19 protein-coding genes are annotated in these 21,341 nt (G+C 65.3%); 9 read left to right on the top strand and 10 right to left on the bottom strand.

Translation table 11 applies throughout. From position 1 onward, the window contains the following. Positions 1-4 precede the first annotated feature (4 nt). Complete coding sequence (locus tag AC0NIL_RS05315) at positions 5-1,027, bottom strand: NAD(P)H-dependent glycerol-3-phosphate dehydrogenase (protein WP_275953444.1); 1,023 nt, start codon at positions 1,025-1,027, stop codon at positions 5-7. Beyond that, positions 1,024-2,109 carry a tRNA (adenosine(37)-N6)-threonylcarbamoyltransferase complex transferase subunit TsaD gene (tsaD, locus tag AC0NIL_RS05320; RefSeq protein WP_275953530.1) on the bottom strand — a complete coding sequence of 362 codons (1,086 nt, stop codon included), beginning with the start codon at positions 2,107-2,109 and terminating at the stop codon, positions 1,024-1,026. The genes AC0NIL_RS05315 and tsaD overlap by 4 nt, the downstream gene beginning before the upstream one ends. A gap of 100 nt (positions 2,110-2,209) precedes the next feature. On the opposite strand from tsaD, the gene hemC reads away from it, so the two are divergent. The 6 genes from hemC to AC0NIL_RS05350 all read left to right on the top strand — a co-directional run bounded on the left by hemC (position 2,210) and on the right by AC0NIL_RS05350 (position 8,296). Continuing rightward, entirely contained in the window at positions 2,210-3,136 is a 927-nt protein-coding gene (gene hemC, locus AC0NIL_RS05325) for a hydroxymethylbilane synthase (RefSeq protein ID WP_275953445.1), read from the top strand. Between the two features lies 1 nt (position 3,137). After that, complete coding sequence (locus AC0NIL_RS05330) at positions 3,138-3,854, top strand: uroporphyrinogen-III synthase (RefSeq protein WP_275953446.1); 717 nt, start codon at positions 3,138-3,140, stop codon at positions 3,852-3,854. Positions 3,855-3,963: 109 nt separating this feature from the next. After that, positions 3,964-5,436 (top strand): COG4223 family protein, encoded by a 1,473-nt coding sequence (locus tag AC0NIL_RS05335; RefSeq protein WP_473572853.1) that lies wholly within the window; start codon positions 3,964-3,966, stop codon positions 5,434-5,436. A 10-nt stretch (positions 5,437-5,446) separates the two neighbouring features. After that, complete coding sequence (locus tag AC0NIL_RS05340) at positions 5,447-7,051, top strand: heme biosynthesis protein HemY (protein WP_013528911.1); 1,605 nt, start codon at positions 5,447-5,449, stop codon at positions 7,049-7,051. Positions 7,052-7,087: 36 nt separating this feature from the next. Further along, positions 7,088-7,567, top strand: coding sequence for a tellurite resistance TerB family protein (locus AC0NIL_RS05345; protein ID WP_013528912.1), 480 nt, complete (start codon positions 7,088-7,090; stop codon positions 7,565-7,567). Between the two features lie 15 nt (positions 7,568-7,582). Further along, the gene (locus AC0NIL_RS05350; RefSeq protein ID WP_013528913.1) at positions 7,583-8,296 is read left to right on the top strand and encodes a glutamine amidotransferase; all 714 of its coding nucleotides are present in this window, start codon (positions 7,583-7,585) and stop codon (positions 8,294-8,296) included. A 100-nt stretch (positions 8,297-8,396) separates the two neighbouring features. On the opposite strand, the gene AC0NIL_RS05355 is transcribed toward AC0NIL_RS05350, so the two are convergent. From AC0NIL_RS05355 to AC0NIL_RS05390, 8 genes are all read right to left on the bottom strand, one after another. After that, complete coding sequence (locus AC0NIL_RS05355; protein WP_024503037.1) at positions 8,397-8,705, bottom strand: NIPSNAP family protein; 309 nt, start codon at positions 8,703-8,705, stop codon at positions 8,397-8,399. A gap of 51 nt (positions 8,706-8,756) precedes the next feature. Then, complete coding sequence (locus AC0NIL_RS05360; protein WP_473572854.1) at positions 8,757-9,995, bottom strand: MFS transporter; 1,239 nt, start codon at positions 9,993-9,995, stop codon at positions 8,757-8,759. Between the two features lie 162 nt (positions 9,996-10,157). Beyond that, positions 10,158-11,258, bottom strand: a complete 1,101-nt coding sequence (locus AC0NIL_RS05365) for a pyridoxal phosphate-dependent aminotransferase (RefSeq protein ID WP_473572855.1) — start codon at positions 11,256-11,258, stop codon at positions 10,158-10,160. Positions 11,259-11,483: 225 nt separating this feature from the next. Beyond that, entirely contained in the window at positions 11,484-11,945 is a 462-nt protein-coding gene (locus tag AC0NIL_RS05370; protein ID WP_013528917.1) for a Ros/MucR family transcriptional regulator, read from the bottom strand. 216 nt (positions 11,946-12,161) lie between these two features. After that, entirely contained in the window at positions 12,162-12,881 is a 720-nt protein-coding gene (locus tag AC0NIL_RS05375) for an ROK family protein (RefSeq protein ID WP_063169511.1), read from the bottom strand. Positions 12,882-12,894: 13 nt separating this feature from the next. Next, entirely contained in the window at positions 12,895-14,271 is a 1,377-nt protein-coding gene (zwf, locus tag AC0NIL_RS05380) for a glucose-6-phosphate dehydrogenase (protein ID WP_473572856.1), read from the bottom strand. Between the two features lie 22 nt (positions 14,272-14,293). Beyond that, complete coding sequence (gnd, locus tag AC0NIL_RS05385; RefSeq protein ID WP_063169509.1) at positions 14,294-15,307, bottom strand: phosphogluconate dehydrogenase (NAD(+)-dependent, decarboxylating); 1,014 nt, start codon at positions 15,305-15,307, stop codon at positions 14,294-14,296. Positions 15,308-15,341: 34 nt separating this feature from the next. Continuing rightward, a complete protein-coding gene (locus tag AC0NIL_RS05390; RefSeq protein WP_473572857.1) occupies positions 15,342-17,774 on the bottom strand; it encodes a glucan 1,4-alpha-glucosidase in 2,433 nt (810 codons plus the stop codon). 323 nt (positions 17,775-18,097) lie between these two features. Here AC0NIL_RS05390 and AC0NIL_RS05395 point away from each other — a divergent pair, with 323 nt between their 5' ends. From AC0NIL_RS05395 to AC0NIL_RS05405, 3 genes are all read left to right on the top strand, one after another. Next, entirely contained in the window at positions 18,098-19,378 is a 1,281-nt protein-coding gene (locus AC0NIL_RS05395) for a sensor histidine kinase (RefSeq protein WP_013528922.1), read from the top strand. After that, a complete protein-coding gene (locus AC0NIL_RS05400; RefSeq protein ID WP_127218946.1) occupies positions 19,378-20,100 on the top strand; it encodes a response regulator transcription factor in 723 nt (240 codons plus the stop codon). Before AC0NIL_RS05395 ends, AC0NIL_RS05400 begins: the two co-directional genes overlap by 1 nt. A 114-nt stretch (positions 20,101-20,214) precedes the next feature. After that, complete coding sequence (locus AC0NIL_RS05405; protein ID WP_245267617.1) at positions 20,215-21,183, top strand: YihY/virulence factor BrkB family protein; 969 nt, start codon at positions 20,215-20,217, stop codon at positions 21,181-21,183. The last annotated feature ends 158 nt before the right edge of the window (positions 21,184-21,341 follow it).

Raw genomic sequence — 21,341 nt, forward strand, 5'->3', positions numbered from 1 at the left:
GGGATCAATCGTTGGTTTCGGTCTTCAGCGGCCGGGTCATCAACGCCGTCACGGCCTGCCGGACGGTGATGGTGCCATCCAGTATGGCGGCGACGGCGGCAATGATCGGCGCGTCGATGTTGCGCTCGGTCGCAATGCGGGCTGCGATCGCCGCCGTCGGCACGCCTTCTGCCAGCGGCAATCCGGCAAGTGGCTTGCCTTGCCCGAGCGCCAACCCATAGGCGAAATTGCGCGACTGGGTGGACGAGCAGGTCAGCAGCAGGTCGCCAAGGCCGGAAAGCCCCATCAGCGTTTCGGGCCTGGCGCCGAAGGCAGCGCCGATGCGGCGCAATTCGACAAAGCCGCGCGTCACCATGGCGGCCTGGGCGCTGGCGCCGAGACCCGCCCCGGTGACGGCACCTGCGGCAATGGCAAAGACGTTCTTCAAGGCGCCGCCGATCTCGACGCCGATCAGGTCGTCGTTCGAATAGCAGCGCAGGTTTTCGGCGGAAAAGCGGGCGGCGAGATCGGCGGCCAATGCCTCGTCGCGGGCGGCGACCACAACGGCCGTCGGCAGGCCGCGGGCGACGTCGGTGGCGAAGCTCGGGCCCGACAAAACGGCAACCGGATTGAGCGGCAGGATTTCTTCGACAATCGCCGATAGCAACGCGCCAGTCTCGCTTTCGATGCCCTTGGCGCACAGAACCAGCGGGATACCGGCCGGCATATGGTCCTTCGCGGCCGCCAGCGTCGCCCGCAGCGACTGCGCCGGCGTCACCGCCAGCACGCAATCGGCACCGTCGAGCGCGGCCTGGATGTTGCTCGTCGCCACGATGCCGGGCTGGAGCGTAATGCCCGGCAGGTAGCGTGGATTGTCGCCGCGGTCGATCGCGGCGACGGTCTCCGGATCGCGCGCGTAAAGGCGGACGAAATGGCCGGCGCGCAGCATGGCCAAGGCCAAGGCAGTGCCCCAGGCGCCGCCGCCGAGCACGGCAACGCGCCAGCCGCTTGGCGCGGTGACGTTGCCGCTCATTGCCACCTCGTTCATGCCTTGGCTCCGCGCCGGCCGGAGCCGACCATCGGCGCCGAGATGCTGTCCAGCGGCCAGCGCGAGCGCGGCACGAAATCGAAGCCGTTCTCTTGCGCCATGCCCTCGCGCAGCCGCTCGATGCCGGCCCAGGCGATCATCGCCGCATTGTCGGTGCAAAGTTTCAGTGGCGGCGCAATGAAGGTGAAGCCGGTCTCGGCGCAGAGCCGCTCCAGCATGGTCTTGATCGTGCGGTTGGCGGCGACACCACCGGCAACGATGAGGGCTGGGTTCCTGGTGCCGGGAAATGTCTCGCGAAAGCGCGTCAGCGCGCGAGAAACACGGTCGGCCAGAGCATCGGCTACGGCCCCCTGGAACGAGGCGCAGATGTCGGCGACGTCCTGGTCGCTCAGCGGCGCAATGGCGCTCGCCGCCTGGCGCACGGCGGTCTTGAGGCCGGAGAAGGAGAAGTCGGGCTGGGCCGAGCCCTTCATCGGACGCGGAAAGGCAAAGCGCGAGGCGTTGCCGGCCTGTGCCGCCTTTTCGACATTCGGTCCGCCGGGATAGGGCAGGCCAAGCATCTTGGCCGTCTTGTCGAAGGCTTCGCCGAGCGCGTCGTCGATAGTCGTTGCCCAGCGCTGGTAGTCGCCGACACCCCGCACGGCGACGATTTGCGTATGGCCGCCGGAGACCAGCAGTAAGAGATAGGGAAAGTCGAGCCCGTCGGTCAGCCTTGCGGTCAGCGCATGGCCTTCGAGGTGGTTGATGGCGATCAGCGGCTTGTTCGCCGCCGCGGCGATTGCCTTGGCGGTCATCAGCCCGACGATCAGCCCGCCGACCAGGCCGGGGCCGGCGGTGGCGGCAATCGCGTCGATATCGGCTAGCGCCGTGCCCGAATCGGCAAGCGCCGCCTCGATGATGCCGTCCAGCGCCTCGACATGGGCGCGCGCGGCGATTTCCGGCACGACGCCGCCGAAAGCGGCATGCTCCTCGATCTGGCTGAGCACGATGTTGGACAGGATTTTTGGCGCGGCGTCGCCGTCGATGGCCACCACGCTGGCGGCGGTCTCGTCACAACTCGTCTCTATGCCCAGCACGCGGATCAATTCGTCGCTGTCCCTAAAGATTGTATCATGGGGCTTTCCCCGTTAGGAGAACCCCGGAAAGCCTCGCTTGCCGGGGGGTTATCACGGACTGCGCGCCATGCAAACAATCTTGAGAATCGGAACACGCGGCAGCCCGCTGGCGCTGGCGCAGGCGCATGAAACGCAGGCGCGGCTGATGGCCGCGCATGGCATGCCGGCGGAGGCGTTCGAGGTGGTCGTCATCTCGACCAGCGGCGACCGCATTCAGGACCGGCCGCTGTCGGAAGCCGGCGGCAAGGGCCTGTTCACCAAGGAGATCGAGGAGGCGCTGCTGGCCGGCCGGATCGACATCGCCGTGCATTCGTCGAAAGACATGCCGACGCAACTGCCCGACGGCCTCGAACTGTCGGCCTTCCTGCCGCGCGAGGACGCACGCGACGCCTTTGTCGGCAAAGCGGCGAAGACGATCGCCGAACTGCCGCGCGGGGCGAAAGTCGGCTCGTCGTCGCTGCGGCGGCAAGCGCTGATCCGCCGGATGCGGCCGGATCTCGACGTGGTGATGTTCCGCGGCAATGTGCAGACGCGGCTGCGCAAGCTCGAGGAAGGCGTCGCCGCCGGCACGATCCTGGCCTATGCCGGGCTGAAGCGGCTTGGGCTCGAGCATGTCGTCACCGACCTGATACCGCTCGATGTCTTCCCGCCGGCGCCGGGGCAAGGCGCGATCGGCATCGAAACCCGTATCGGCGACCGCGATGTCGAAAAGATGCTGGCGGCCGTTCATGATGTGCCGACCGGCCAGACGCTGGCCTGCGAGCGTGCCTTCCTGGCGGCGCTCGATGGCTCCTGCCGCACGCCGATCGCCGGCTATGCGGCGATCGAGGCCGGAAAACTGTCTTTTGCCGGGCTGATCATCTCGCCCGACGGCACGCAGTCACACACGGTCGAACTGCAGGGACCGGCGCAAGACGCCGCCCGGATCGGCGGCGAAGCGGCCCGGAGCGTGCGCGCCAGGGCCGGCGAAAAGTTCTTCGACGGCTGGCTCTGAAATGCTTCGCGTCCTGGTGACCAGGCCGGAACCGGGTGCTTCGCGCACAGCGCATCGGCTGGAGGAGGCAGGTTTTCAGCCGGTTCTTTTGCCCCTGACCGAAACAAAGGCGTTGCCCGCCGCTGCCGGACTGATCCCGGACGATGCCGTCGCGGTGGCCGTCACAAGCGCCAATGCCATGCGCCATGCGCCGGAAGAAATCATCGCGACGCTCGCCGCCTTGCCTTGTCATGCCGTCGGTAGGCGGACTGCGGAAGCTGCCCGCAAAGCGGGGTTTTTGTCGGTCAGTGAAGGCCCGGGCGATGCCGAGGCGCTGGCCGACGTTCTCGCCGCCGATTTTTCTGGAAAGACGATTGTCTACCTCTGCGGGCGCGTGCGTTTTCCGGCGTTCGAACAGAGGCTCGGGACGGTGGGCGTTCGGGTCCACGCCGTCGAGACCTATGACACGCTGACAGTGGGTTATCCGGACGAAGTCACCCTCGAACGCCTGTCGGGGCAACCTGCCGACGCGGTATTGCTCTATTCAGCCAAGGCGGCGGCGGCGATGCAGATGTTGGCAAGACGGCCCGCTCTGCGCGGTCTCTTCGAAAAAACATGGGTTTTTGCGCTTTCCGCTCGCATCGCCGCAGCCTTCGACGATGCCGCCAGCGAAAGGATCCGCATTGCCGCGCAACCTGACGAGGAGGCATTGCTGGCACTTTTGCAGGCGCCGCGCTGAGCCGCGTCATCACACCGCCCCTTTTCACCGCTTGGTGATGTGCTAGACCCTTTCTGAACCATCATGCGCCGCCAGGCGTTGAGACGAAGCGAATGTGCGGAGCCCAGGCATGGTCAAGACGCCGAAGATGCGACACTCGAAAAGCCGCCGCGAGCCGGTGACCATCGATCTCGAGCCGGGCGCCGTCTCACGCATCGCCGACGAGGACGCCGCCACGCAGGAGGCGCAGACAGACGAGGCGAAGGCCGAGGAAGCAGCGAACGCTTCGCAGCCCGAGGTTCCCGAAGAGCCGGTTCATGCCGACCAGACCGATCTCGAGCCGTGGGAGCATGCCGATGGCGCCGCAGGTGCGGAAGGGCAAGCGCCGGCGGATAGCGGAGCCAAAGCCGCCGAGCCAGAGCTGCCTTATCCCGGTTCGGATGCGCCGCCCAACCGCGCCAAAACCTTCGACTACAGTTTCGACGACGCGTCGGCAGCGCAGACCGACGGCAACAAGGCAAAAGCCGAGACACAGGACGAGAAAATGGCGCCAGCCCCTGAAAAGCGTGGCGGCCTCAACGGCATCGCCGCCGGCATCATCGGCGGCGTCATCGCGCTGGTCGGCGCCGGCGGGCTGCAATTTGCCGGCCTGCTCGGCGCGCCGGGCTCCGGTGCCGGCGTCTCGCTCGATGGCGTCAATGGCGACATCGCCTCGCTGAAGACCGAAATCGCCGGCTTGAAGGACGCCGGCGGCAATGGCGATGCAGCGGCGAAGATGGTCGGGCTGTCCTCGGGCCTGGAGCAGGTCAAGGCTGATGTCGCGGCGCTGAAATCGGCTGTCGAGAAAGGTGGAGCAGGCGACGCGGCCGGCGTCACCGCACTGGGCGACAAGGTCGCGCAGATCGAGACGGCGGTCGCCGCCCTCGGCAAGGCGGGCAGCTCGGCGCCGGTCGATCTTGGTCCGCTCACCGAAAAACTGGCAGGCCTCGACGCGCAGGTGAAGTCGGCCGGCGAGGCGGCGACCGCGCAGGATGGCCGGCTGAAAGCGCTGGAGCAGTCTGTGTCGCAGCTGTCCGGCAAGGTCGAGGCGGCGGCGGGACAGCCGAAGATCGCGCTTGCCATCGCGGCGTCGGCCTTGAAGGCGGCGCTTGAGCGTGGCGGGCCGTTTTCGGCCGAACTCGAAACCCTCGCCGCGATTTCGCCTGATGCGCCGCAGCTTGCGGCACTGCGCCCCTATGCCGAAAAGGGCGTTCCAACCCGCGCCGAGATCGCATCGCAGGCTGATGCCGCCGCCAATGCCATGGTCACGGCCGCGACGCCTGTCGATGAGAATGCCGGCTTCGTTCAGAGCCTTCTGTCGAGCGCGCAATCGCTGGTCAAGGTCAGGCCGATCGGCGCCGTCGAAGGCGCCGGCGCACCGGAAACCGTCGCGCGCATGGAGGCGGCGGTCAACCAGGGCGACTACGCCAAGGCACTCAGCGAGTATGAAACGCTGCCCGAGGCCGCCAAGGCCGCGGGCGCCGACTTTGCCGGCAAGCTGAAGGCGCGCATCGAGGTCGAAACCCAGGTCGATGCGCTGATCTCGGGCGCGATGAAGGCATGAGGGCAACACAATGATCCGCCTGCTCGCCTTCCTCATCGTCGTTTTCGCGCTCGGGCTGGGCTTTGCCTGGCTGGCCGACCGGCCGGGCGACATGGTCGTCACTTTCAACGGCTATCAATACCAGGTCAGTCTGATGGTGGCGGCGGTGGCTGTCGTTGCCGTGGTCGCTGCGGTGATGATCCTGTGGTGGCTGCTCAAGGCGCTGTGGAACAGCCCCTACACCATCTCGCGCTATTTCCGTGTCCGCCGCCGCGATCGTGGCTATCAGGCGCTGTCGACCGGCATGATTGCCGCCGGCGCCGGTGATGGCGCGCTGGCCCGCAAGAAGACCAAGGAAGCCGCCAAGCTGATCCGGTCCGACCAGGAGCCGCTGATCCACCTGCTCGAAGCGCAGGCGTCGCTGCTCGAAGGCGATCATGAAGGCGCGCGGCAGAAATTCGAGAGCATGCTCGACGATCCCGAAATGCGGCTGCTGGGTTTGCGCGGGCTTTATCTGGAAGCCGAACGGCTCGGCGACCGCAACGCCGCCAGGCATTATGCCGGCCGCGCCGCCGCTGTGGCGCCGCAGCTGGCCTGGGCGGCGGAATCGACGCTGGAAGAGCTGACCGCGCGCGGCGACTGGGACGGCGCCCTGAAACTGGTCGACGCGCAGAAAGCGACACGGCAGATCGAACGCGATGCCGCCAACCGCCGCCGCGCCGTGCTGCTGACCGCCAAGGCGCAGGCGCTTGCCGACAGCGATCCCGCCGCCGCCAGGACGGCGGCGATCGAGGCCAACAAGCTCAGGCCCGACTTTGCGCCCGCCGCCGTGGCCGCTGCGGCCGCGCTGTTCAAGCAGAACGATGTGCGCAAGGGCTCGAAGATCCTCGAGGCGGCGTGGAAGGCCGAGCCGCATCCGGAGATCGCCGAGCTCTATACCCATGCAAGGCCGGGCGACGCGGTGCTCGACCGCCTCAACCGGGCGAAGAAGCTGCAGGAGATGAAGAAGAACCACGCCGAATCGTCGATGACGGTGGCGCGCGCCGCGCTCGACGCGCAGGATTTCGCGACCGCCCGCCGCGAGGCCGAGGCGGCGATCCGGATGGACCGTCGCGAGGGCGCCTATCTGCTGCTCGCCGACATCGAGGAGGCCGAGACCGGCGATCAGGGCAAGGTGCGGCAGCTGCTGTCCAGGGCGGTGCGGGCGCCGCGCGATCCGGCCTGGGTCGCAGACGGCGTGGTATCGGAACGCTGGGCTCCGGTATCGCCGATCACCGGCCGGCTCGACGCCTTCGAGTGGCGCGCGCCGATGGAGCGGCTTGGCCAGTTGATCGACAGCCATGATGACGCGCCAGCGGGTGCGGCACCGGTTATTGAAGCATTGGCAAAGCCGACGAGCGAAAAAAGGCCGATCGAAGTGATCGACGACGCCGGTGGCGAGACGTCGGCGGGCAAGCAAGCTGAAAGTCGCGAAGAAGATCATGTCAGGCCGATCACGGCAGCGGCCTTCGCCGCGGTGCCGAGCGATGCCGAAGGCGTCGAGCCGGCCGAGGAGCTTGCGCGGCTGCCGGACGATCCCGGCGTCGATCCGGACGAGGAAGCGGAGAAATCGCCGCGCCGGTTTCGGTTGTTTTGAGTTGGGCAGGCCGTCAGGCCGTTGGGGTATGGATCTATGTTTGAACGCGTTCTGTCGTTTCTCAGGGATTTGCCGGCCGGTGCCGGCACGCATGCCAGCACGGACGATCCGCGTGTCGCCGCCTCGGCGCTGCTCTACCATGTGATGAACGCCGATGGCGTGCGCCAGGATGTCGAGTGGGAGCGGTTCAAGGCGGTGCTGGCCGAGAGCTATTCGATCAGTGGCGCGGAACTCGAAGCGTTGGCCGCTGCCGGCGAGCGGGCCGACAATGAGGCGATCGATCTCTACGCCTTCACCAGCGTCCTGAAGCGCCATCTCGATGCCGATGCGCGCAAGGCTTTCATCGGCCTGATGTGGGAAATCGTCTATGCCGACGGCGAGTTGCACGAGCTCGAGGACAACACCGTCTGGCGCGTCGCCGAGCTGATCGGCGTCGAACGCCACGATCGCGTCGAGGCGCGCCGCAAGGCGGCGGCGCACGCGCCCGGCGCCACCGGAACATCGAGCGACGAATAGGATCTTCGCCTTCCCATGCCACGCCAGACGAGTTCGAAGCCAAAGATCCTGATCGTGCTGCATCAGGAGAGTTCGAGCCCGGGACGTGTCGGCCATATGTTGCTGGAAGAAGGTTTCGATCTCGACATCCGCCGGCCGCCGCTTGGCGACGCCTTGCCCGAAACACTGGACGACCACGCCGGCACGGTGGTGTTCGGCGGCCCGATGAGCGCCAATGACGACGACGAGTTCGTCCGCCGCGAGACCAACTGGCTGGAAATACCGCTGAGGGAGAACCGGCCATGTCTCGGCATCTGTCTCGGCGCGCAGATGCTGGTCAACTGTCTCGGCGGCAAGGTCGAGGGTCATGGTGAAGGGCTGGTCGAGGTTGGCTGGTATCCCCTGAAGGCGACCGAAGCCGGCAAGCAACTGATGCACTGGCCGGAGATGGTCTACCAGTTCCACCGCGAGGGTTTTTCGCTGCCCAGGGACGCGACGCTGCTGGCGACGGCCGAAACCTATCCCAACCAGGCCTTCCGCTACGGCGACAATGCCTGGGGCATCCAGTTCCATGGCGAACTGACCAGGGTGATGATGCAGCGCTGGGTGGTGCGCGGCGCGCATCGCTTCGAATTGCCCGGTGCCCAGCCCGGCCGCGATCATCTCGGCGGCCGGCTGATCTGGGACATGCATCTCAAGCGCTGGCTGGACGAGTTTTTGCGGATGATCTTCGGCAAGCCGAGCAGATAGCTGAACCGTCGTCTGAACGGATTTCAGGCGACCCGCTTTAGGTCTTTGTCTTCATGCATGTCGTTCTCCCAAAACCGGGGCCACTTTTGGGCGACATGCATTAAGGTTCGAGCACCGGCCGCAGGAAGCTGCGCTCGTAGCTGAGAATGCTGCGATTGCGTTTTTCCATTTCGAACACTTCCTGGCATTCCGGGTCGGCAGCCATCCGTTTGCGATAGTCCTCGTAGTCGGCAAGGCTCGGGAAGCTGAACATGGCATAGGCGATGTTGCTCGCCCCCTCGCTCGGAAGGAAATAGCCGTGATGGTTTCCGCCGAGGCGGTTGACCAGAGCTATCCAGCGACGACCATAATCTTCGAACTCGGCAAGCTTGTAGGGGTCGATGACGTATTTCAGGTAGCAAGTGATCATGAGAGCTCCTGTGGCATGGGCTAGGCATGTCGGCTGTCAACCGTGGGAAGATCAGTTGCGCCCGTTGAGGTGGCGCACCTTGCGCAGTTGCGGGAACAGCACCACCCACAGGCCCGCGACGGCGATGGCGCCGATGCCGCCGATCACCACGGCCGGCACCGTGCCGATCAGCGCGGCCATCGTGCCGGCCCGGAATTCGCCGACCTCGTTGGAGGCGCCGACAAAGACCTGGTTGACGGCGTTGACGCGGCCGCGCACCTCGTCGGGCGTCCACAGCTGGATCAGCGTCTCCCTGATGTAGACGCTGAACATATCGGTGGCGCCAAGGAAGACCAATGCCACGATCGACAGCCAGGTGATGGTCGACAGGCCGAAAACCACGGTGAAGGCGCCGAACGAGGCTGCGGCGGCCAGCATGATCATGCCCGCGTGGTTGCGAAGTGGATGCCCGGCCAGCCAGATGGCGACGCAAATGGCGCCGATGCTTGGCGCCGAGCGCAGCAGGCCGAGGCCCCACGGGCCGAGCTGGAGGATGTCGCGCGCATAGACCGGCAGCAGCGCCGAGGCGCCGGACAGGAGCACGGCGAACAGATCGAGCGAGATGGCGCCGAGCACGATCTTCTCGCTCCAGATATAGCTGAACCCGCCGAGCAGGTGCTGCATCGTCGGCTTGTCCGACTCGGTGCGCTGCGACGGCTTCGGGATGGTGAAGATCAGCAGCCCGGACACAAGCATCAGGACAACGGCGGTTCCGTAGGCCGCTTCCGGCGACACGCCGTAGAGCAGGCCGCCGGCGACGGGTCCGACGATGGTCGCCGTCTGCCAGGCCGATGAATTCCAGGCGATGGCGTTGGCGAAATCCTGAGGCGGCACCAGATTGGCGAACAATGAGGCGGAGGCCGGACCGAAGAAGGCACGGGCGACGCCGAACATGGCAAGCACGCCGAAGATCGGCAGCGGCCCGCTGATGCCGCGCAGCGCCAGGAACAGCAGCGCCAGCGCGCACATCGCCTCCACCACGACCGCCAGCGCCATGATCAGGCGGCGGCCGAAGCGGTCGGCGACGACACCGGTGACCAGCACCAGAAGCAGCGACGGCAGGAACTGGACGATGCCGACCAGGCCGAGATCGAGCGGGTCGCGGGTCAAATCATACATCTGCCAGCCGACCGCGACGGACACGATCATGGTGGCGAATGTGGTGAGGAAACGCGCCGCCCAATAACTCAGGAAGGAGCGGTGGCGGAACGCGGCATAGCGCTGGTCCGGTGATATCTGTTCGGCGGTCATGATTTAAGAGGCCCCATTGCAGTGGCGTCAGCTGGCGGGGCACTTCCACGATGGGCGCTGGTCCGGCTGGCGGAACTTTTAGCTCAGTTCGCCGCGGATATGCGTCAGAATCAGTGCTGGATCAAGGAATTTTCAGCCTGCTCCATCGCCGGCACGCGGAAGTTACTGCCGCAGCGCGACGGAGATGGCGTCGAGGCCGCCGCGCAATTCGGCTTCCGTCGGCCAGCCGAAGCCGACGCGGAAGAAGCGTTTTTCCATCTCGAACCAGTGGCCGGGTCCGACATAGGTTCCATGGTTCTCCAGCAGGTTCGCATAGAACCGGTCGAGGTCGAAGCCGGGTTCGACATTGAGGCGCGGGAAGCCGACGACACCGCCTTCGGGCCTGATCCAGTCGACCAGCGGTTCGCGGTCGATCCAGGCCTGGACGATGTCGCGGCGCTTGGCCATTTCGGGCAGCAGTGTCGCCAGGAAGGCGTCCCGGCGCTCGAGCATGCCGCGGGCAATGCCTTCGTCGATGACGCTGCCGCAGATGCCAATCTGCTCCTTTGCGGCGAGGAATTTTTCCTGAAGCACCGCATCCCTGGTGATCAGCCAGCCGATGCGGATGCCGGGAATGCCGAAGGCCTTGGACAATGACGAGACGCTGATCGCCTTCGGGCTGAGCGAGGCAGCCGTCGGCAGCCGCCTGCCGTAGGAGAGGTCGCGATAGGTCTCGTCGACGAGCAGACGGCAGTTGCTGCTTTCGGCAAGCGCCACCAGCGCATCGAGCTCGGCTCGGCTCATCATCGTGCCGGTCGGGTTGTGCGGGCAGGTGACGCTGATCAGCTTCGTGTCCGGCCGAATCGCGGCCTTGACGCGTTCGACATCGATGGCGAAGCCTTCCTCGAAGGCCAGGTCGACAAAGCTGATGGCGCAGCCGATCGCCCTTGGGGTTTCGATGTTGGTGGCGTAGTTGGGCCGGATGACGACGAGATGGTCGTTGGCCGACAAAAGCGAGGTCGAGATGATGAACAGTGCGCCGGCGGCACCGGCGGTGACCAGCACATCATCCGGCGAAATGCCGGCATCCTGCGCCGATATCAGTGCACGCAACTGCTTGTCGCCGCGATGCTCGCCATAGAAAAGCGTGAGATCGGGCAGCGACAGGCCGATGTCGGAGAGCTTCTGGTCGGCGATCGAGCTTTCGGAAAGATTAAAGCGGATACGGTCGTAGCCGTATTCTTCCGGTGCCTCTTTCTCGATCACCATCCTGGTGTAGTTCATGGCTCACTCCCCAAGAGCAGTTCACCGTTTCACGGAAACGGCGACCCGCTCTAACTCCTTGTTTTTTTACGCAATTCCGGACGGAAAACCGTTTCACACTTTTCCTGGAATTGCTCTAGGAACCCGGCCACCTATCCAAGCCATAAAAATAGGAAGCCGGCCAAGGCGGATTCGCCGGCAGGCTTCTGTTCCAGTCGTCCTAACTGTTGGCTCAGGACTGAATGTTCAGGCCGAGGCCTTGGCCTTCCTGCCCTTGGCGGGCGCCTTGACGGGGGCGGCCTTGCGGCCGAGGCCGATCGACTTCGCCAGCAGCGAACGCGAGGCCGCGTAGTTGGGAGCGACCATCGGATAGTCCGACGGCAAGCCCCATTTGGCGCGATAGGCGTCCGGCGTCAGGCCGAAATGTACACCGATGTGACGCTTCAGCGATTTGAACTTCTTGCCGTCTTCGAGGCAGATGATGAAATCGGGCGTCACCGACTTCTTGGGATTGACCGCCGGGACCAGCGGGGCAGCCACCGGGACCGCAGGCTTGCCGAGCCCGCTTATCGAGGCGCTGACGCTGGCGATGAGGTCGGCCAGGCCGGAGGCAGGCAAGCGGTTCTTCTCGACGTAAGCGGACACGATGTGGGCGGTCAGCTCGAGCAGATCGATGTCTTTACGGGCACTGTTGCTATCGTCGGTCACTCTATTTCTCCGTCTACAGCGAATGACCTGAAAATCGGATTCGACTTCCGGAAAGGATCATGCGCGAAATCAAAATGCTATGGCGTCCTTCGTGCGTCCACGGGACGAATTGGCGTTGTTGTAGCGCGGAATTCCTAGTCGGCAAATCTGCGTATTGCAACGACTTGATGGCAGGTCACACGTTATTTTGAACAACTATATTAAACAATAACAGTATCAGACTATCAGCGCCTTGTCGCGCCACAAACGAAACCCGCCTTCGAAGGCGCGTGTGTTGTCGCCGCGCCTGGAGTCGGCGGGCAATTCATCGAGCTTGTCGACGTTGCCGCCGCCAATGACGACATAGTCAGGCTGCATGGCGGCACGGAGCCGGTCGACGACGTCGAAGACGTATTTGCGCCATTTCTTCTTGCCGCGCTTTTCCAGGCCGCGTTCGCCGACATAATCCTCGAAGCTCTTGCCCTTCTTGTAGGGCAGATGCGCGAGTTCCATCGGTTGGGCGACGTTGTCGGCAATCATCGCCGCACCGAGCCCGGTGCCGAGCCCGAGGAACAGCATGCGCCCGCCCTCGTAGCTGCCGATGGCCTGCATCAGCGCGTCATTGACCACTTTCACCGGTTTGCCGAACGCGCCCGCAAAGTCGAATCCAGCCCAGCCCTTGCCGAGATTGGCGGGGTCGGCGAGCGGCCTGTTGTGGTTGACCGGACCGGGATAGCCCATCGAGACGACGTCGTAGGACAGGCCTTCGGCGAGCTTCTTCACGGTATCGATCATCTGTTGCGGCGTCAGCCCCGGCCCCGAATCGGCGCGGCGCTCCGCGCCGCCGGCGCTGGTGAGGATCTTGACGTGCGAGCCGCCGATGTCGATCGTGAGCACGATCTTTTCAGTATCCGGCGTCTCGGTGCCCGATGCTGGTTGCTTCACTGCCTTGGCCATCGCGTGGTTCCTCTCACTTCACCGGATCGATCCAGCCATTGGGTGGCCCGAACCCGGCCATGACGTCCGCCGGTCCCCATGTCAGCGGCTCGTAGAGGTGCGGCGGCGTGGTGTCGCCAAGCACCGGGCCGACGATGCGCCAGGCCAGTTCGCTGGCGTCCTGGCGGGTGAACAGCTGGCCGTTGCCGTTCATGGCGTCGCCTATCAAGCGCTCATAGGGCGGCATGTCGCCCTTCGAGTCGTCGAGCGCCGTCAGTTCGACCTGCTCGCCGATCATGTCGTCGCCCGGCGCCTTGCGCTGTGCTCCGATGGCGATCACCACCTGTGGGTCGATGCGGAAGCGGACGTAGTTCTGGTCGGCGGGCTTGATCGGATCGAAGACATCGAGCGGCGGCCGCTTCAGCCGCACCACCACTTCGGTGACATGCACCGGCATGTTCTTGCCGGCGCGGATGAAAAACGGCACGTCCTGCCAGCGCCAGGTGTCGACGAAGAAACGCACCGCCGCGAAGGTCTCGACGGGCGAGTTCGGCGCCACGCCGGGTTCAGTGAGATAGCCGGTGAACTGGCCGCGCACGACATCGTCTTTGGTCAGCGTCCTGATCGCGCGCAGCACCTGCACCTTCTCGTCGATCAGATCGTCGGCGGAGCGGCCGACAGGCGGCTCCATGGCAAGCAGCAACAGGATGTTGAGCAGATGGTTCTCGATGACGTCCCTGATGCAGCCGACATCGTCATAGAAGCGGCCACGTCCCTCGACGCCGAAATCCTCGGCCATGGTGATCTGCACGCTCTCGACGTAATTGCGGTTCCAGATCGGCTCGAGGAGGGAATTGGCGAAGCGGAAATAGAGCAGGTTCTGGATCGCTTCCTTGCCCAGGTAGTGGTCGATGCGGAAGATCGACTGCTCGTCGAACACCAGATGCAGGACCCGGTTCAGCCAGCGCGCCGATTGCAGATCGTGACCGAAGGGCTTTTCCACCATCAGCCGCGCGCCATGCGCCGTGCCCGACTGCTCCAGCCCCTGGACGACGGTCTCGAACATGGTCGGCGGCACCGCCATGTAATGCAGCGGTCGATGTGCGGTGCCGAGCGCGCTCTTCAGTTTCTCGAACGTCGCTCCGTCACGGTAGTCGCCGCTGACGTAGCGCAGCAGCGAGGCGAATTTGGCGAACGCTTTTTCGTCGATCTTGCCGAGCGCATTGACGATGCCGTCACGCGCGCGCGCCTGCAGTTGCTTGAGGTCCCAGGCATCGAAGGCGACGCCGATCACCGGTTCGGTAAGCGTGCCCTTGGCGACCATCTGGTAAAGGGCTGGAAATATCTTCTTGTGGGCGAGGTCGCCGGTTGCCCCGAAGAGCACCAGCGTGTCGGACCGTTCCTGGCTCATGCGCGTGTCTCCCCCGCTGTCCTCACTTGCCGGCCTTCGGCTTCTCGACATGGCCGCCAAAGGCATAGCGCATGGCGGAGAGCAGCTTGTCGGCGAATTCGGATTCGCCCTGCGAGGAGAAGCGGTCGAACAGCGCCGAGGACAGCACCGGAGCCGGCACGCCGGTGTCGATGGCCGCCTTCAGCGTCCAGCGGCCTTCGCCGGAATCCGAAACGCGGCCGCCGAAATTCACCAGGCCCGGATCGCTTTTCAAGGCGCCGGCCGTCAGGTCAAGCAGCCAGGAGCCGATAACGCTGCCATGCCGCCAGACCTCGGCCACCTGGGGAAGGTCGATGTCGAACTGATAGTATTGCGGGTTTTCCAGCGGGCTGGTCTCGGCGTCCGCCGTCCGTTGCCGCTTGCCTGCATTGGCCGATTTCAGGATGTTCATGCCTTCGGCATAGGCGGCCATGACGCCATACTCGATGCCGTTGTGCACCATCTTGACGAAGTGGCCGGCGCCGCTCGGTCCGCAATGCAGGTAGCCGAAGGGCGCGGTCCCGGCATCCCTGGACGGATTGGAGCCGGCATCGGCGCCCGGCGCCAGCGTGGCGAAGATCGAATCGAGGTGCTGCACCGCCACGTCGGGACCGCCGATCATCAGGCAGTAGCCACGCTCCAGGCCCCAGACGCCGCCGCTGGTGCCGACATCGACAAGATGGATGCCCTTGCCGGCCAGTTTCGCGGCCTGGTCGACGGCGTCGTGATAATAGGAATTGCCGCCGTCGATGACGATGTCGCCGGGCTCCATCAGGGCCGCCACCTGGTCGATGATCCTGCCGGTGATCGCCGCCGGCAGCATCAGCCACACACAGCGCGGCTTGGCCAGCTTGCCGATGAATTCTTCCATCGAGGCCGCCCCTGACGCGCCGTCGGTCACCAGGGCCGCGACGCTGGCCGGGTTGATGTCGTAGACGACGCATTCGTGGCCGTCGCGCATCAGGCGCCGGACCATGTTGGCGCCCATCCGGCCCAGTCCCATCATTCCGATCTGCATGGTTTCGTCCCTGTTTTCTAGGAGATTTGCGGGGTTATCGAGGGAAGGTCTGCTGGCTGTCCTGGTCGCCTGAGATGACGGAGAAGTCGACATTCTCCCAATCGCCGGCCCCGGGCCAGAAAAAAGTGAAGGTCAGCGTGCTTCCCTTGGGAAGGCCAGAGACGGGCAGATCGGCAAGATGGATGCCGAAATCGTTTTCTACCGTCTGGCTGTCGTGGGCGGTCGCCCAGTTGTCGGTGCTCCAATGGACTGTAGCCGGGGCCAACAGTTCGAAGCGCAGCGTCTTGCCGGCCGGGACCGTGCGGATCTTGTTGTTGAACCGCCATGTTCTGAACGGCGATACGGTCTTGTCCTCGATATAGCGCTTGACGCCTTGCGGGGGCATGTCGAAGACCGCGCCGTCGCGCAGCGAGCGCAACAGCTTGATATGCTCCGAATGCGCCCAGACCAGCGGCATGGCGCTGCCCGAGGGGCGGCCGTGCAGCAGTTCGCGCTCCGGCCTATCGGCGCCGTCCCAGACCTGCTCCGGCAACAGGCCGCCCGGTCCGGCCGAGCCTTCTAGCGCTGCCAGCAGGCTGGCTGCCTTTTCCCTGCGCCCGGCCGCCAGCTCATAGTGGGCGCGTTCGCCGGCCAGCAGCGGCCAGGGGCGACCCTGGCCGGTGCCGTCGAAAGGTGCGCCATCTTCATGCTCGCCATAGCCGTCGCCGTTGTAGCGGTACCAGAGCGGCCCTTGCGGCAGATCGCAGCGCAATTGCGCGTCGATGACCTTGACCGTGTCTGTCATGCGCGGGTCGTCGGCCGCCCGCAGACCGAAGCGGACAAGTGCAAGCGCATCCGGACTGACGATTTGCTCGGCCGGCCGGTCGGTGTCGCCGGGCGGCCGGTTCTTGATCGGGACATAGCCGTCCTTCGGCGAACCGGCCGAGGCGCTGTCGGGCGGCGCGATGCGGACATAGTAGCCGTCGACGCCGACTTGACCGCAGATCGCCGTGCCGGTGACGTAGGTCCAGCGCTCGACCTGGTCGTTCCAGACGTCTGATGTCTCGCGCAGATAGGTCGCCCCGTCCGGCTTGCCACAGGCGTCGAGCAGGTCGGCTGCGGCAAGCAGTGCGGCGATTTCGACGGCGAGCGTGAACGGGCTGTAGCCGGCATCCTCTTCCCAGCGGTCCTCGCCGGTGACCGGCCCGTTGCGCACGACGAACCCGGCGGCGCGCTCGATCATCGGCAGAAAGACTGCGAGCCTGGCGTGCGGCAAATGGCCGGCGCGGTGCAAAGCTTCGGCCAGCAGCAGCGGAAAGGCGCATTCGTCCATCTGGATGCCGGGCCAATAGGCCGATCCGTCGAGCCAGGCGTTCTGCGGCCAGTGGCCGTCCGGCTGCTGGATGGAGCCGAGATAGTCGAGGATTTGCAACGCCGAGGCGGCGTCGCCGGCAGCAAGAAAGCCGCCGGCCGTCTCGACCAGATCGCGCGGCCAGACCAGATGGTAGCCGCCGAGGTCGTCGTCGCCCTTGTCGAAGCCCCACGGGATCGACAGGCTGGCGACCGCGGCGCCCGGTGTGGCGATCGACCGGTGCGTCGCCAGTACCGCCGTCGAGACGCGATAGAAGTTGATCCCGGGCACCGCGTGCCGGTCGAGCGGCAGCAGGCCCTTTTGCCAGTTGCGCCAGTTCTGGAGGTAGGATTTCGCCGCGGGTTCAAAACCCTGCTTCAGGCTGGCGAAAGCATGTTCCGCGGCCTCCTCGGGCGTCGCGCCAAATCCCAGCGCCAGCAAAGCCTTGGTCCTGGCCGCGGAAAAGCCGATCTCGCCGGTCAGCGCGACATTGCCGTCCTCGGCCCGCTGGTACGCAGCATCGAGCTCACCTGTGTTGTGCAGTTGCTGCCAACCGTCGGAAAAACCGACATAGCCGGCCGAGCCGGTCCGCCAGGGCAGCGACGAGGCCAGCGCCAGGCAGGAGCCGCGCCCCGAGGCGAACAGCACGGGCTTTCCCTCGTGCTCGCCGACCCAGGCGGTGTTGCCCATGCCGGCATTGACCAGATGCGGCGCCAGAAGCGCGTAGACGCGATAATCGTCAGCGACGCCCCTCAGCGCCGTGAAGGTGATTTCCTGCAGCAGCGCCGGGCGCGCCGGATCGGCGAGGATGCGCTTTTCGATCCGCCAGGCGCCGTCGTTCGCCGTGTTGACCAGCCGGTAGGCGGGTACGCCGTCCTCGAACGGTTCGATGCTGTGCGTGGCAGCGCGCTTCTCTTCCGAGAAATAGCCGGCGGCGCCGGTGACGATGAGGCCGAGGTCGCGGGTGCAGGCACTGTCGACGCGCGGATAGTAGATTTCGTTGAGGATGCCGTGGCTGATCGTGAACCAGATCCGGCCGGCCGGCGAAAGCGACGTTCCGACGCCGCTCTTGGCGCTTGACGTCCAGCGCGCCGGAATTCCCGGGGCGCCCGGAGCAACGTTTTGCGTCACTGGCATTCTGTTTCGGTCTCCTGGCCTCCTCCCTAGACCAGGACGCGAACCCTTTACAATCATTGCACCGCAAGTTGATCGGCGCCGACGGCAGGGCAACGAACTAGGGCTAACGGGTTTCTTCGGAGCTTTCGTCTGCGCTGACGGAGCAGCAAATGAAAAACCCGCCAGTGCGGCGGGTCACCGGCGCAAATCAGCACCATGGACGAAAATGTACCATAGCTGAGCTCACCGAGTCAAGAAAAAATTCCTATGACCAAAGGCGCCGTCGTTGACAGCGGCGGCGGCATGCGTCCACTATTTCCCAGCACGGGAGGATCGTGAAAGCAATGGCGGAAGTGTCCCTGGTCCTGATCGACCGGCTGCTGGCGATATCGCGGGCGCTTGCCGGCCATATCGATCCCGGCACGGCGTTCCGCGCGACAGCCATCGAGATCGGCTCGCTCATCCCGCACGACCACATGGATCTGGCGGTGCTGTCGCATGATGGGCGCCGGCACGCCTGTTACGAAGCCGGCTTCCACACCAGTTGGAGCGAGCTTGCCCAGCATCCGCTGCCGACCGAAGTCAGCCCGATCCGCTCGGTGCTGTGGGGCGAAGTCCCCTATCTGCTCGCCGACGACGCGCTGAGCGACGAGCGGTTCCATTTCGCCACCGCTATCGATGGTCCGATCTTCGCCGCCAGGCTGCGCAGCCGCATCGTCGTGCCGCTCAGGGCGCGCGGCGGCATCATCGGCGCGCTCAACATCAGCCGGCACGAGGTCGACTGCTACACGCTTGCCGACGTCGCGGTCGCCCAACAATGCGCCGACCTGATCGCGCCCTACATCTTCGCGCTGATCCAGACCGAGGAGGCGCGCCGCGCCATGCTGGCCGAGAGCGAGGCGCGAAACCGCGTCGAGCTGCTGCGCGTCGGCGCCTCGCAATTGACCGAAGGCATGGAGCGCGAACGCCGGCGCATGGCCATGGACCTGCACGACCAGACGCTTGCCGATCTCGCCCGCATCGCGCGCCAGCTCTCGGCCCTTCGCGGCCAGGGCGTGGCGCGGGCAGCACAGCTTGCCGATCTCGAGAAGGAGGTCGCCGGCTGCCTGACGGAACTGCGCCACATCGTCGACGACATGCGGCCGAGCGTGCTTGAACTGTTCGGCCTGCGCGATGCGGTCGAGGCGCATCTCAACCGCAGCGTCGCCAGGGCCAAGCCGCCGATCGCCGTGCGCATCGCCGACACCAGCGACGGCGGCGCCGACAGCCTGTCGGAGCCAGTGCGGACCGCGCTCTACCGGATCGTGCAGGAAGCGATCAACAATGCCGTTCGCCATGCCGCGCCGCACCGCATCGACGTGCTGCTGGCGTCGACCGCGAGCGTGCTGCGGGTGATCGTCACGGATGACGGCCAGGGCTGCGGCGCCGTTGACCCGGCCGCGTATGGCGGCATCGGCCATATGCACACGCGGGCAGCCCTTATCGGGGCGCGGCTGCGCATCGGCCAGGCCGGCCGCAAGAACGGCGGCACCCGTGTCGTCGTCGAGATCGACCGCCAGCCATCACGGGAACTGGCGGCGGCTGCAACAATGCCTGGCGAACTCGCCGTATCGGAGGCCATGTGATGCTTGTGATGATCGCCGAGAATGACGGGCTGCACCGTAGCTTCGCGCGGCGGACGGTGGAGCAATTGTGGCCCGGTGACGTCGAGGTGATCGAAGCGAGCGACGGCGAGGACGCCATCAACCTGGCGACTGAGCGCGAGCCACTGCATGTCGTGCTCGATTTGCAGATGCCGAAGGCGACGGGAATCGAAGTTGCCAGGGCGATCTGGAACCGCCGCGCCGGCACGCACATCCTGTTCTGGTCGAATTTCGCCGACGAAGCCTATGTGCGCGGCGTGGCGCGGATCGTCCCGCCCGGCTCTGTCTACGGTTATGTGCTGAAATCGGCAACGGAGGAAGGCATGCGGTCCGCCCTGCGCGGGGTTTTCCGCGAAGGCCACTGCATCATCGACCGCGAGATCCGCGGCATCCAGCATCGCGTTCAGGACAAGTTCGAGGGCATCACCGACGGCGAATATGAAAGCCTGATCGACATCGCGCTCGGCCTGACCGACCGGGCGATCGCGGCACGGCGCGGCCTGTCGATCCGTGGTGCGCAGAGCCGCATCAAGCACTGCTACGACAAGCTCGGCATCGTGCCGGCGGAGGACGGCGCCGGCGATGCTTCCGTGTTCAACTCGCGGACGCGGGCGATCTATCTCGCCATGGCGCGTGGCCTGATCAACATCGACGCGCTGCGCCGCGAACAGGACCGGCTCGATGCCTGGCTGGCGGAGCACTGAAACAGCGGCGGCCACAAGCCGGAACATCGGAAGGTCCGGTGCATTGCTAGTGAACGCCAACTCAACGCCTGCGGTACCGAAGTGCGACCCTCATTTGCAGATTCATGGCACCTGGTGCGTGAAAGCGTCGTCGGTTTCATCGACGACAATGCGCTCAGCCATGGTGCGGCGATGGCCTTTTATGCCGCCACCTCGCTGGCGCCGATCTTGCTGATCGTGGTTGCGATTGCTGGTCTCGTCTTCGGCCACGATGCCGCACAATTGGCCTTGTCCGCGCAGATATCAGGGCTGATGGGACCGGAAAGCGCCGATCTCCTCAAGACTGCGCTGGAAAGTGCATCCGGCAGGCTGTACGGCACCTGGGCCGCGATCATAGGGCTGGTCACCTTGCTGGTGGCCGCGTCTGGCGTCTTCGGCGAAATGCAGCAGTCGTTGAACACAATCTGGAAGATCGAACCGCAAGGCAATTCCCTGTCGCGTCTGGTGAGGGCACGGGCCGCCAGTCTGGGGTTGGTGGCCGCACTCGGGTTCCTGTTGCTGGTCTCTCTCATCGCAAGCGCCGCGATTTCGGCACTGGGCGCTTTCATCAACGCCCATCTGCCGTTCGGAACGATCATACTCAGCGGGATCAACGGCGTCGTTTCGTTTGCGCTTATCGCCGTGATGTTTGCCGCCATTTACAAGGTTTTGCCCGATCGAACCCTGGAATGGCGCGATGTGGCAATCGGCGCTGTCGGGACCGCGGCCCTGTTCACATTGGGAAAATCGCTTATCGGCTGGTATATCGGCACCAGCGCGATTGCGTCGTCGTATGGCGCCGCCGGCGGACTGCTCGTGATTTTGCTCTGGGTTTACTACTCGTCGGAGATTTTCCTCCTCGGCGCCGAGTTCACGCGCGCCTATTCCGTTCGCCACGGCAGCCGGTCCGATCTGAAAACCTTGGTTCACAGCCCTCTGCCCGCGCAGCACGACTCATTTCGCGCAGGGCAAAAATCCAACTCTGCCGGCGTTGTCGTGCTCGTGGCGGTGGCGTGCGCGAGCGCAACCTTGACCGCGCTTTTGCGAAGTGTTCGCCGGCCCTGATCTGACGTCGCCGGTATTCTACGCTCGATAGGCACGGGCGACTGTGCAAATGCACAGTCGCCCGTGCGCTTTGACCCGTATCGGCTCGTCGGGACCGCGCCTACGCTCTGCCCCAACAAGAAGACTGTATCGGGAAGCGCTCATGCCATTCGTCACCA

This window comes from Mesorhizobium sp. WSM1343 (assembly GCF_055901535.1).